Here is a 10,788-nt window from a genome sequence, read left to right on the forward strand (position 1 = left end):
GTTGATGGAATTCACAACCAAATCATTTGAATATTTTTTTGATAAGTTTGCAGTTTCTATTACATAATTACTCATTTTATCACCTTTTAATAATAAGTTATTAACAATCAATTATTCTTTCTAAAAAGATGGCAGATTTTGTTAAAATTTAAAAAAATAAAGAGTTCAATTATTGAATTGACTCTCTGTAAATAGATCCGTATACTCTATTGAAGAATATGCTTATGTATGGGGAAATGAACAGTCCTTCTATTATTGATATTATGGCTGTTAAGATAATCGCCTGATTGACGGCCAATGCAATGAATGTTGATATAATCATTAGTATTATGCCGACGCATATCATGATTATCACATAGACTATAACAGCAAAAAGGATTATTCCAACATATCTGACCCATCCGAGATTGGCAATTTTGTCTGTTATTTCCCTTAAATCGAATGCCTTTGTAAATTTATCGCTGTCAATCATGTTTGCCAGTCCCATAATGAGGAGGAAATTGCATATTATGAAGAGGATTAATGATATGATTGAAACTATATAATCACCGTTCTGAACAGCCATCAGTTCAACGCCGCATACAAGCACGACTATTGGAATGATGTTATAAATTAAGCTCACGATAAAATATTTCACTCCATTAATCAGGATATTAACAATATTGCTGAATCCCGGAAGGTCATTTTTTTCATCAATCGAGAATTTCATCACGTTATACTGATATCCCATAATTATTAATGAGATAATGAAGCTGATTATGGCCAATATGGCAATTGCATATACATTATCCTGAGGGATTTGTGAAAACTTGAATGCCAGTGTGTTTCCTTGTGTCACAGCAAATACTCTGACTATCTTAACGCTCAGTTCAGTTATTGCAAAGAATATGATATTCAATGCTGCAAAAAATGCTCCGAATGTTACGAGCTTTTTCGGGTCATTGAAGGGATATTTCAATCCTTCTGAAATGTTGTCTGTTATGCTTGCCATATTTTTCACCTTATATTTGTGTAGTGTAGAGTAATCCTATGGATCTTGAGTTGAAGATACTTAAGTATGGTCCGACAATGAATGTGGTTATTAGTATATTGATTAATGCACCTAAAGCGAATATGCCGCTTGCATCAACTCCTAAAGCAAATCCTGAAAGTCCGAATACTGTAAAGATCAGACCAATGATTGTGGTTACAACAAGTGACAATACTACGGTTATAATAATTAATCCCACATATGTTATGATGCATTCAAACCATCCGATTTCATCAATCACTTCTTTTATTTCACTTATTGCGAATGCTTTTGACAGTGCACCGTCATTGTATGCCATATGACAGATTCCCATTTGGCTCATTAGGCAGGAAATCACAAGGGCAACAAAAGCAATTAAGCTTCCGATAAGCATTATTGCAGTGGATGCCACACCGATGAGTTGGCTTGCAACAAGTGCAAATATCAGAAATATCACAACAGGAACAAGCAGATAAACTATTTGAACAACTACAATTTTCACTCCATCAATGAACATGTCTATTATGCCGTCAAATTCAGGCATAGGGTCTCTTCCATTGATTATTCCGTGAACTGCAGTGTTTATGACCCTGTAATTGTATCCTGTAATCAAAAATGCCGGCAGTAATAAAAAGCTGAATATGGAGATTACTCCCAGTATTATAAGTGTTTTCCAGTCTTTAGCTGAATATTCTAGTGAATCCTTGTATATATCTAAAATCATTTTTTTCACTCCCAATAGTAATCTTCGTCAAAGAGAAATATTTCTTCTATAACGAAGTATTTTTCTCGATTACCTTTGAATAACATTTTATTGAAAACTTGTGTTATTTCATAGGCCAGAAATAAAGATGGGTTATATCTACCATTTTCCAGAGAATTGATGGTTTGACGTGTAACGCCAACTTTATCCCCGAGTTCTTTTTGGCTCATTTTGAGCTCCTGTCTTAAATATTTGATCATTGTTTTCATAATAATCATAAATTAATTTCTTTTTGCAAAAAGTATTTAAGTACTTCAAGTAATTCTGTTAAAATAAAATTACTTATGTTAATGTTATACGACATAGTATATAAAGTTAACTATTTTTATTTTAATTAATTAAATTAATTTAACTATGTTAAAAACTATTTAAATTAAGTTATTTATTTTAAATATTTTTAATTTTTCTATAAATTATGGTAAAATTATGTATTATCCTTAAATTTTAAATTATGGTGGAATAATTAGTTTTTAATAAAAAATTTAAAATCGAAACATTTATATAATAAGAAAATATTTTTAACTCATTACTCTTAAAATAATTTTTATATATTAAAAAATTTAGAATCTATAATGGTGATAAGATGAATTTAATGAGAGAACTTTCTTTAGCACCGGGAGTATCCGGTTCCGAAGAAGAAATCGCTAAAATTATTGAAAGAGAATTAAAGGATGTTGCTGATACTATTGAACGTGACAGCATGGGAAACCTGATTGCTACCAAAAAAGGTGAGAAAAAAGCACCTACAGTCATGTTAGCTTCCCATATGGATGAAATCGGTTTAATGGTAAGATATATTGATGATAATGGTTTTATTAAATTCTCAAATATCGGTGGAATCAACGATCAGATGCTGATGAATCAGACCGTAACCATCCACAGCAGTGTTGGAGATGACATTGTCGGTGTTATAGGTTCAAAACCACCTCACGTAACCAAAGCGGAAGAAAGAAACAAAGTTGTCAAAGCGGATGACATGTTTATAGACATTGGTGCAAAAGACAAGGAAGATGCAGAAAAGATGGTCCGTATCGGAGACAAAATGACCTTCAATGCATTGTTTGTCGAATATCCTAACAATCTGATTATGGGTAAGGCTCTTGATAACCGTGTGGGATGTTATGTCATGATGGAAGTCTTAAAAAGAGTTGAAACCAGAGCTACCGTTTACGGTGTCGGAACCGTACAGGAAGAGGTAGGTCTTAAAGGAGCAAAAACTTCATCATTCAAATTAAATCCGGACTTAGCTATTGCACTTGACGTAACTTTATCTGGTGACCATCCGGGAATCAAACCTGAAGAGGCACCAGTGGTTATGGGTAAAGGTCCGGCTATCATTTTAGCGGATGCAAGCGGACGTGGAATATTAACCCAACAGTCCGTTAAAGACTTGCTTATTAATGCAGGTGATGAAAACGGCATAGATTATCAATTGGAAGTTAGTGACGGCGGAACAACTGACGGTACTGCAATTCACCTGACCCGTGAAGGTATTCCAACCGGTGTTTTATCAGTCCCTACAAGATACATCCACACTCCTGTAAGCGTGTGCAGTATGGACGATGTGGAATCAACAATTCAATTGATTGTTGCAGCCATTAACGGCTTATAAAAAAAGAATTTTTAAGGGAAGTTATAATATAACTTTCCTATTTAAATCTGTCATCTGATTTTTGTGATTTTGCTTTTGTGTGGTTATTTTCAAACCAGCCTATTTTTAAATCATCAATAGTGTCTTCATATAATTGAGGTACATAAGGTTTGATATCTAAAAGTGGTGTTCCATCGAGTACATCTATATTTGAAACGTATACTTTATTTCCTTCAACTTTTTCTACTTTTACAACAGATGAGCCTATGCGGTTTGGCCTTTTAGGTGATCTTGTTGCAAATACGCCATGTGTATCGTTATCCATAAAGGGCTTTACTTCGAGAAAATATCCGTCGACCTTATGGAGAAGATATAAAATATTGATGTGTGAAAAATCCCCCAAATCCTTTAGGCCATCAACAAATTTGTCTTCAATAATAATGCAGCCTTTTACACCCTTTGCTCCAGTAGGCTGGATTGGCATTCCTTCAATTTCTGTAAATTGTGTATGAATTGTTCCTATTGATTCCAGTTCTATTTTCATATACCTATTTTTGAATTTACTCTTTAATATATTATTTCATTTCGATTCTATCGATGTGAAGCATTTTCAGTAATCGATTTCAAAATTCTTTATTTGCCAAAAAACGAAACATTTATATACAATTCGATACAACATATTAACATACAACTTATAGGAGATGTATTAAATGGAACTTAGTGCAAGAAATCAATTAAAAGGAAAAGTAACAAATGTTGAATTAGGTGCTGTAATGGCAAATATTAAGGTCGAAGTGTCAGAACCAAATGTAATTACTGCGGTCATTACAAAAGAATCCGCTGAAAGATTAGGTTTAGCTGAAGGCGATGATGTTGTTGCTTTAATTAAATCAACTGAAGTTATTGTAGGTAAATAAATAAGTTTTATGGAGAGGTTAAAATGGAATTAAGTGCAAGAAATCAATTAAAAGGTAAAGTAACTGGTGTTGAATTAGGTGCTGTAATGGCTAATATTAAAATTGAAGTAAGTGAACCTGGTGTTATTACTGCTGTTATTACTAAAGAGTCTGCTGAAAGGTTAGGTTTAGCTGAAGGTGATGATGTATCTGCTTTAATTAAATCTACTGAAGTTATTATTGGTAAATAGGTGATTTGGATGGAATATAGTGCAAGAAATCAATTAAAAGGTAAAGTAACTGGTGTTGAATTAGGTGCTGTAATGGCTAATATTAAAATTGAGGTTGAAGATCCTAATACTATTACTGCAGTTATTACTAAAGAGTCTGCTGAAAGGTTAGGTTTAGCTGAAGGTGACGATGTTGTTGCTTTAATTAAATCAACAGAAGTTATTGTAGGTAAATAGGTGATTTGGATGGAACTTAGTGCAAGAAATCAATTAAAAGGTAAAGTTGCTAGTGTCGATTTAGGTGCTGTAATGGCTAACATCAAAATCGAAGTAAGTGAACCTAACACTATCACTGCTGTTATCACTAAAGAATCTGCTGAAAGATTAGGTTTAAAAGATGGTGATGACGTAACTGCAATAATTAAATCAACTGAAGTAATTATTGGTAAATAGACTGGATTATTCCAGTTCTTAAACTCTTTTTTTTAAATCAAACTGTAGCCTAAAAAACCAGGCAATATAAACAGAATAATTATAAGTAAAATTAATACTATTATGAATTTTAAATGCTTTATCGTGAAATACACTGCAAAAAATAGTATTAATAACTTAATAATTAAGATTATGCTCATTTATCCTCCTGCAAGGATGGTCTTTGTTCCCTGTTTGGAGATTTCCTCTTTTTTGAATTCAACATCAAATTTGACTTTTTCAATGACTTCTTTAAGTGCGTCAAGGCTTTCTCCCCTATGATTGCCTAAAACTGCCACTAAAAATAAGCTGTCTCCTGTGTAGAATTCTCCAAGGTAGTGTACGACGGATATTTCAGCTACATTATATTTTATTTTTGCATTTTCTACAATAGCTTCAATTTCCTCTTTGGTCTTTTCTTTGTCGGGTGTTGTCAGGATCAGTTTTTCCAAATCCATGTTTTCTTCTTTTCCACGAACTATTCCTTCAAAAGAAAATATTGCGCCGCAGTAGTCGATTTTTGTATTTTTCTTCAAGTCATCGAGCAAATCGTGCATTGTCACTTTATCTTCTTTTCCTTCAATTACTTTTACAACCATAATATAACCTCATTTATTATTATAATCATAATGGTATATAACTATTGTTATAAATCACTAATCTCTTTTACGGATAAATTTTTAAGTCTTAAAACACCGTCAATCTCATCCATGACTTCAATAGTTGAGTCTGCCACAAGTTCCTGCCAGTTCTCATCGGCAAGCATTCTTCTTCTCACTTCGCTTCCTGACAAATGCAGCCTGTCGTATAACGGCGGATTTCTGACCTCATATCCCTCTTCTGCAAAGAGCTGCTTAACTAATGGATTACCTGAATAGACTATGGAAAACGGAGGGGTCATCATCTTTACGTGAGCAGTCCAGATGGCGTTGAAGTTAATGTCCTCCATAGGGATGATGTAATATCTGCCAGGATCAATGTTTTCTTCAGCCAAAGCCTGCGTAACCATAACAATACGTTCACCGGCAGTAAAAGGATCTTTCAGTTCATGGCTTAGCTGGGCGCTTCCAATACCGATAATGATTTCGTCAACTTCTTCCAAAACTTTTTTAATAACCTGTATATGACCATTATGGATAGGCTGCATCCTACCGATTAAAATACCTCGAACTTTATTATCCATTTTCTATCACCTAATGAACTTATTATATAATACTATTAAGTAAAGTTATATTAAATACTTTTATTATAATTATAATTGTTAAAAAATTAACGGAGTTTTAAAATGGAAAAGAAAAACATGATAATTATCGGCGCGGTCGTTGTAATAATTGCAATACTTGCAGCTGTCTTTGCAACCGGCTCACTTACCAACAATGGTCCGACAACCGAGTTTTCAACAGATTTCATGGCAGGATCATTTTCAGGTGATGTCGTAAAGGCAGATACCAATGAGTCATTTGTGGCATCATACACTGATAATGAACATAATATTACTTATAACTTAACAACTTTAGACAATTCTTCCGCATTAATGGAAATATATCAGTTCCAGGGAGTAGTCGGTCCTGAACAACGTTCATACAATGGAAATGACTGGAACATTTACTTTGGCGAAGCGATGCCTGTTGTCAACAACACTACAGATGTAAACCCAAATCAGTCAATGGGTATCATAATCTGTGAATCACAGCAGGAAACACAGGGATATGTGATTTATGCAATATTCGGTGATTTAAATAAGGTTAACTTCACTTTAAATACCTTCGGTGATGCATACACCAATTATATTGAACCGTTGCTTAAAACAGTATCCTTAAAGCAAAGCAATGATGTACCGTCCGTTAATGAGGAATTCGGATTAAGCGAAGATGAATTCAAAGAACAAATCGACCTGATACATCAGGTAAATGCAGGAAACCTATCTGCAATACAAGGATAAACATGAAGATTACAGTTTTTCACGCAGACGAATGCGACAGGAAAAAATGCACGTCCATAAAAATGGAAAAGCTGGGCAAATGCCGGTTGGTCTATAATATCAATAAGATTCCCAGCGGAGCTATTGTACTGAACCCGTATGCTGAAAAGGCTGTATCATATGAAGACTACCGATTTGTTCAAAGAAGAGGAATTGTAGGACTTGACTGTTCATGGAACGAAGTGTCAAGTTCTAAAAAATTCTTTTCCCTATCAAAATACCACAGATCATTGCCGTTTCTAATAGCGACAAACCCCGTAAACTACGGAAAGCCATGCATATTATCAACAGTTGAAGCTATTTCTGCTACTTTATATATTACTAGATTTAAGGATGAGGCACGAGATATTTTGAACGGCTTCAAATGGGGACACACATTTCTTGAACTTAACCATGATTTGCTTGAAAGCTATTCCGAGGCCGACACAAGCGCTGAAGTGGTTCAGGCTCAAAACGACTTTTTGGCTGAAAAGGGAATCAGTTTCGGTGAAGATTAACTAATCCCATGCAGAGCCGTCTAAAAAGATTTCGCTGATATCCCAGACTTTAATGAGCTCAACGCCTTCGGCATCTATTTTCATGTTAACCTGCCATATTTCAACGCCTTTTTCAACGCAGTCTTTAACGGTTGAGCTGACCTCCTCATAGTTGGTACTTTTATTGATAATTTTAAAGCCAGGATTGTCATATTGGAATGTGTTTAATAAAATTGCCCGTTCATTGTCCTTAAGGCTTCCTGCCAGTTCATTCATATGCTTTACGAATCTGTCCGTTGATGAAAAAGGAGTGACCTTTTTTCTTTTGATGTCGCTTCCGTATTCTACCTGCAGCGTCTGAAGGGGAGTCTTGACTTCAAGATATGTATTGTCCACCAGCAAATCAAGTTTGGACTTTCCCAGTTTCACTTCACGGGAAATGCTTTCAAAATCACCTACAACATCTTTAAAGAGGCCTTCACTGATGAAAAATTCTATATATTTGTTGGAAGCTATCTGGTTTATTCCGATCCATGATTTTTCTTCAACATCAAGGTTATCTACAGAAACCGCTTCAAGGGTATACTTTGTTTTTCGATTGGGATTGTCGCTTGGTGATATGAGACATGCTACATTTTTCAAATCAATATCTCCTATTCTTCCCGTTGTCGGGCAGTGAACCTTTTCAACAATTCCGTCAATGTCCACATCCAATGTGAATTGGCTGTTTCTTTTTACAATTATTGCTTCAATTAATGTGTTTTTAAATAAATATTTTGTCATGATATTCCTTTTTCATTCATTTTTTATAATTTGTTTTATTTTTCAATTGTTTTGTATAACTCTTTTAAATTTTTTAATAACTAATAATGGTATATCTATGTTATTCTTTTAACTATCTTAAAGATATTTTTTTGGTAAATGTGTTATGCTTTGGTTATATGTAGTCTTATTTATACATGGAAATTTAAATCTAAATAATGTCTATTTCACATATTTTTAAGCCTTTATTTGATTATTTGAGCTTTTTTTAAAAAATACGATATTTATATATACTTTCATTGACAAATAATTAATCTGAGTCATTTTCATCGAATTTAAAAGAATTTAACATGTTTAAAAAATATTGAATTTGTTAGTATTCTTTTAGATAAACGTCGTTATATTGACTCACTTTATAATAAATTGATATGGATATTGGAAAGTATCCAATTTGGGATGGCTTTTCTTTATCTCAAATTCAATTTTAAAAGAATTTAAGTAAAAATATATTGATTTATATTCATTGGATGAGCAAATCTTATTTAAATTTAGTGCGAATCAAAATTTTGAGTTAATTTTCGTTAACAAAAAATTATGATTGGTATAATTTGGTTTAGTGGTTACTGATGCATATAATCAGGAAAATCGGTTATAAAATACGTCTTTAACACATGATCATAATCGGCTATATTACTTATAAGAATTTGTTGATTTAATTCTAGATGTAATAAATTAATCTTATTATTACTTTGATTCCCTATTAAGTTTAATTTGATTTGACTCTCGTTTAATTAATTACAAAAACGGGGATTAAATTGAAACTTAAAGACGTAATGCATAAATTAATTACAATTTTTGTATTAACTGAAAGTCAAAATCCTGGTTCGGCTTCTTCGGTGGTCGGACTTTTAGAAAGTAAATGGGTTGAAAAATGTTTATTCACTAATTTCGATGAGAGAATCATTGAAAGAATTGGAATTTCAAGGCTGATATACAGTAGGGTTATTAGCAAGGGGGTCATATGAAAGGTCCCTTAATTACAAAAACGTATTGAAAAAGTTAAAAATATTTTAATGGAGTGATAATTTGAAAAATAAGAAATATATTATTTTGATTTTATGTATTATCGCGTTATTCTCAATGCAATTTGTATCTGCTAGTGATAATACTGATATAGATGTTTTGGCTGATGCTAATGATAATGGAATTCTATTAGCACCTACTGAAACACAGTCATTTTCTAATTTAAAGGATGTAATCGATTCAGCGGGTGATGAGATTACTCTGGAATATAATTATAAGTATAATGAGGGAAATCCTCAAACAGGGATAAACATAACGAAAAATTTAATTATCAATGGTAATGGTGCAACTATAGATGGTTCTAATGCGGCAGCATTATTTAATATTTCTGAAGGTGTGACTGTTACTTTGAAAAACTTGACAATTCAAAATGCTGGTGGGGTATATCATGATTGGGATGCTCAAACTGTCACAGCATTTCATGCAATTTATTCTGAAGGTACTTTAAATTTTGTAGATTGTACATTTAAAGATAGTAATATTGATGATTGGTCTCATCCTAATGTAAACGGTTCTATTTATTCAACTGGTGATATTAATATTCAAAATTCTAAATTTATAGACAATACTATTGCAACTTGTGGAGTTATTTATACAACAGGTACTGTTACATTAAATAATTCATATTTTTCAGAAAATAAAGCAAGTTCAAAAGCAGGGGCTATTTATGCAGGCAATATTCCTTTAATTGAAAATTCTATTTTTGAATCTAATGAAGGGAGTGCTGTTTATATTTCTAATGAAAATTCTGTAACCTCTGTTAAGAATTCTACATTTAATAGTAATAGGCAAGGTAGCTATGGCTTTACTGAAAGGGGTGCTGCTATTTATACTAATGGAATTATTGATTTGATTGAAGATTCAGTATTTAGTTTAAATTGGGCAAAAAATGGTAGTGCTATTTATATAAGTAATGAAAATTCTGTTACGAAAATTAATAATTCTAATTTTACTGAGAATCTTGCTCAAGAAAATGGTGGTGTCATTTATACTGAAGGTAAAATTGACAGTATTAAGGATTCAATATTCAATAATAACATGGCTCCTATTGGTGGTGTTCTTTATACTAAGTCCGTAAATATGATAAATAATTCAACTTTTGATAACTGTGGATATTATACTGATACATCTAAAGGTGCTATTTACATAACTGGCAGTGATGATTTAATTATTATTAATTCAACATTTGATACGTGTAATGCTGGTGAAGGTGGTGCAATATACACTCATGGTGGTGTATCATTAATAGATTCAAAAATAACTGGTTGTGTTGATGATAGTTACTCTATTCTTACAAAAGGTGCTGTTTATGCAGATGGTGATGTGTATATAGAAAATACTACAATTACAAATAACTTTGCAAAAGAAGGTTCTGCAGTTTATACTATAGTTCTCGACATTGAAAATTTATAGTAATTGTGTTTATTTTCATTGATTTTTTTAATTTTTCTCAAGGCACTCCAATTCAAATTTAAACGATAATAATTTTTTTATTTTAATTTTAACAATTAAAATCAGGGATAAAC

At 32.5% G+C, this 10,788-nt stretch carries 16 protein-coding genes; 9 read left to right on the forward strand and 7 right to left on the reverse strand.

Features of this window, described 5'->3' with window-relative positions; translation table 11 throughout:
• Positions 1–169: 169 nt before the first annotated feature.
• Genes IJQ68_RS06175 through IJQ68_RS06185 form a run of 3 tightly spaced genes read right to left on the reverse strand, consistent with a single transcriptional unit; the run spans position 170 to position 1,981 of the window.
• Positions 170–991 (reverse strand): DUF4013 domain-containing protein, encoded by an 822-nt coding sequence (locus IJQ68_RS06175; RefSeq protein WP_292798292.1) that lies wholly within the window; start codon positions 989–991, stop codon positions 170–172.
• A 10-nt stretch (positions 992–1,001) separates the two neighbouring features.
• Positions 1,002–1,733, reverse strand: coding sequence for a DUF4013 domain-containing protein (locus tag IJQ68_RS06180; RefSeq protein WP_292798294.1), 732 nt, complete (start codon positions 1,731–1,733; stop codon positions 1,002–1,004).
• A 5-nt stretch (positions 1,734–1,738) separates the two neighbouring features.
• Positions 1,739–1,981 (reverse strand): helix-turn-helix transcriptional regulator, encoded by a 243-nt coding sequence (locus tag IJQ68_RS06185; RefSeq protein WP_292798296.1) that lies wholly within the window; start codon positions 1,979–1,981, stop codon positions 1,739–1,741.
• 374 nt (positions 1,982–2,355) lie between these two features.
• Between IJQ68_RS06185 and IJQ68_RS06190 the strand changes: the two genes are divergently transcribed.
• Positions 2,356–3,384 carry a M42 family metallopeptidase gene (locus IJQ68_RS06190; protein ID WP_292798298.1) on the forward strand — a complete coding sequence of 343 codons (1,029 nt, stop codon included), beginning with the start codon at positions 2,356–2,358 and terminating at the stop codon, positions 3,382–3,384.
• 37 nt (positions 3,385–3,421) lie between these two features.
• Here IJQ68_RS06190 and tsaA read toward each other — a convergent pair whose 3' ends face one another.
• Positions 3,422–3,907, reverse strand: a complete 486-nt coding sequence (gene tsaA, locus IJQ68_RS06195) for a tRNA (N6-threonylcarbamoyladenosine(37)-N6)-methyltransferase TrmO (protein ID WP_292798300.1) — start codon at positions 3,905–3,907, stop codon at positions 3,422–3,424.
• A 166-nt stretch (positions 3,908–4,073) separates the two neighbouring features.
• Between tsaA and IJQ68_RS06200 the strand changes: the two genes are divergently transcribed.
• The 4 genes from IJQ68_RS06200 to IJQ68_RS06215 are packed head-to-tail and all read left to right on the forward strand — an operon-like array spanning position 4,074 to position 4,942.
• The gene (locus IJQ68_RS06200; RefSeq protein ID WP_292798302.1) at positions 4,074–4,280 is read left to right on the forward strand and encodes a molybdopterin-binding protein; all 207 of its coding nucleotides are present in this window, start codon (positions 4,074–4,076) and stop codon (positions 4,278–4,280) included.
• 23 nt (positions 4,281–4,303) lie between these two features.
• Positions 4,304–4,510, forward strand: a complete 207-nt coding sequence (locus IJQ68_RS06205) for a molybdopterin-binding protein (RefSeq protein ID WP_292798304.1) — start codon at positions 4,304–4,306, stop codon at positions 4,508–4,510.
• Between the two features lie 9 nt (positions 4,511–4,519).
• Entirely contained in the window at positions 4,520–4,726 is a 207-nt protein-coding gene (locus tag IJQ68_RS06210) for a molybdopterin-binding protein (protein ID WP_292798306.1), read from the forward strand.
• Between the two features lie 9 nt (positions 4,727–4,735).
• Complete coding sequence (locus IJQ68_RS06215; protein WP_292798308.1) at positions 4,736–4,942, forward strand: molybdopterin-binding protein; 207 nt, start codon at positions 4,736–4,738, stop codon at positions 4,940–4,942.
• 179 nt (positions 4,943–5,121) lie between these two features.
• On the opposite strand, the gene IJQ68_RS06220 is transcribed toward IJQ68_RS06215, so the two are convergent.
• Positions 5,122–5,559 carry a molybdenum cofactor biosynthesis protein MoaE gene (locus IJQ68_RS06220; RefSeq protein WP_292798310.1) on the reverse strand — a complete coding sequence of 146 codons (438 nt, stop codon included), beginning with the start codon at positions 5,557–5,559 and terminating at the stop codon, positions 5,122–5,124.
• Between the two features lie 47 nt (positions 5,560–5,606).
• Entirely contained in the window at positions 5,607–6,143 is a 537-nt protein-coding gene (locus tag IJQ68_RS06225; RefSeq protein WP_292798312.1) for a nicotinamide-nucleotide adenylyltransferase, read from the reverse strand.
• A gap of 102 nt (positions 6,144–6,245) precedes the next feature.
• Here IJQ68_RS06225 and IJQ68_RS06230 point away from each other — a divergent pair, with 102 nt between their 5' ends.
• Positions 6,246–6,902: a hypothetical protein gene (locus tag IJQ68_RS06230; protein WP_292798314.1), complete on the forward strand. Its 657-nt coding sequence runs from the start codon at positions 6,246–6,248 to the stop codon at positions 6,900–6,902.
• Positions 6,903–6,904: 2 nt separating this feature from the next.
• Positions 6,905–7,438 carry a DUF367 family protein gene (locus tag IJQ68_RS06235; protein ID WP_292798316.1) on the forward strand — a complete coding sequence of 178 codons (534 nt, stop codon included), beginning with the start codon at positions 6,905–6,907 and terminating at the stop codon, positions 7,436–7,438.
• Here IJQ68_RS06235 and IJQ68_RS06240 read toward each other — a convergent pair whose 3' ends face one another.
• A complete protein-coding gene (locus IJQ68_RS06240) occupies positions 7,439–8,200 on the reverse strand; it encodes a DNA/RNA nuclease SfsA (protein ID WP_292798318.1) in 762 nt (253 codons plus the stop codon). It abuts the gene before it with no gap.
• 794 nt (positions 8,201–8,994) lie between these two features.
• Here IJQ68_RS06240 and IJQ68_RS06245 point away from each other — a divergent pair.
• Both IJQ68_RS06245 and IJQ68_RS06250 read left to right on the forward strand, forming a co-directional pair.
• Positions 8,995–9,204 (forward strand): hypothetical protein, encoded by a 210-nt coding sequence (locus IJQ68_RS06245; protein WP_292798320.1) that lies wholly within the window; start codon positions 8,995–8,997, stop codon positions 9,202–9,204.
• Between the two features lie 61 nt (positions 9,205–9,265).
• Positions 9,266–10,675: a hypothetical protein gene (locus IJQ68_RS06250; RefSeq protein ID WP_292798322.1), complete on the forward strand. Its 1,410-nt coding sequence runs from the start codon at positions 9,266–9,268 to the stop codon at positions 10,673–10,675.
• Positions 10,676–10,788: the final 113 nt, after the last annotated feature.

The organism is Methanobrevibacter sp., from assembly GCF_017447225.1.
Classification (GTDB): domain Archaea; phylum Methanobacteriota; class Methanobacteria; order Methanobacteriales; family Methanobacteriaceae; genus Methanocatella.

Coding starts and splice junctions, on each gene's coding strand:
- IJQ68_RS06175 (WP_292798292.1), bottom strand. CDS start 991: ATGGCAAGCATAACAGACAACATTTCAGAAGGATTGAAATATCCCTTC.
- IJQ68_RS06180 (WP_292798294.1), bottom strand. CDS start 1,733: ATGATTTTAGATATATACAAGGATTCACTAGAATATTCAGCTAAAGAC.
- IJQ68_RS06185 (WP_292798296.1), bottom strand. CDS start 1,981: ATGAAAACAATGATCAAATATTTAAGACAGGAGCTCAAAATGAGCCAA.
- IJQ68_RS06190 (WP_292798298.1), top strand. CDS start 2,356: ATGAATTTAATGAGAGAACTTTCTTTAGCACCGGGAGTATCCGGTTCC.
- tsaA (WP_292798300.1), bottom strand. CDS start 3,907: ATGAAAATAGAACTGGAATCAATAGGAACAATTCATACACAATTTACA.
- IJQ68_RS06200 (WP_292798302.1), top strand. CDS start 4,074: ATGGAACTTAGTGCAAGAAATCAATTAAAAGGAAAAGTAACAAATGTT.
- IJQ68_RS06205 (WP_292798304.1), top strand. CDS start 4,304: ATGGAATTAAGTGCAAGAAATCAATTAAAAGGTAAAGTAACTGGTGTT.
- IJQ68_RS06210 (WP_292798306.1), top strand. CDS start 4,520: ATGGAATATAGTGCAAGAAATCAATTAAAAGGTAAAGTAACTGGTGTT.
- IJQ68_RS06215 (WP_292798308.1), top strand. CDS start 4,736: ATGGAACTTAGTGCAAGAAATCAATTAAAAGGTAAAGTTGCTAGTGTC.
- IJQ68_RS06220 (WP_292798310.1), bottom strand. CDS start 5,559: ATGGTTGTAAAAGTAATTGAAGGAAAAGAAGATAAAGTGACAATGCAC.
- IJQ68_RS06225 (WP_292798312.1), bottom strand. CDS start 6,143: ATGGATAATAAAGTTCGAGGTATTTTAATCGGTAGGATGCAGCCTATC.
- IJQ68_RS06230 (WP_292798314.1), top strand. CDS start 6,246: ATGGAAAAGAAAAACATGATAATTATCGGCGCGGTCGTTGTAATAATT.
- IJQ68_RS06235 (WP_292798316.1), top strand. CDS start 6,905: ATGAAGATTACAGTTTTTCACGCAGACGAATGCGACAGGAAAAAATGC.
- IJQ68_RS06240 (WP_292798318.1), bottom strand. CDS start 8,200: ATGACAAAATATTTATTTAAAAACACATTAATTGAAGCAATAATTGTA.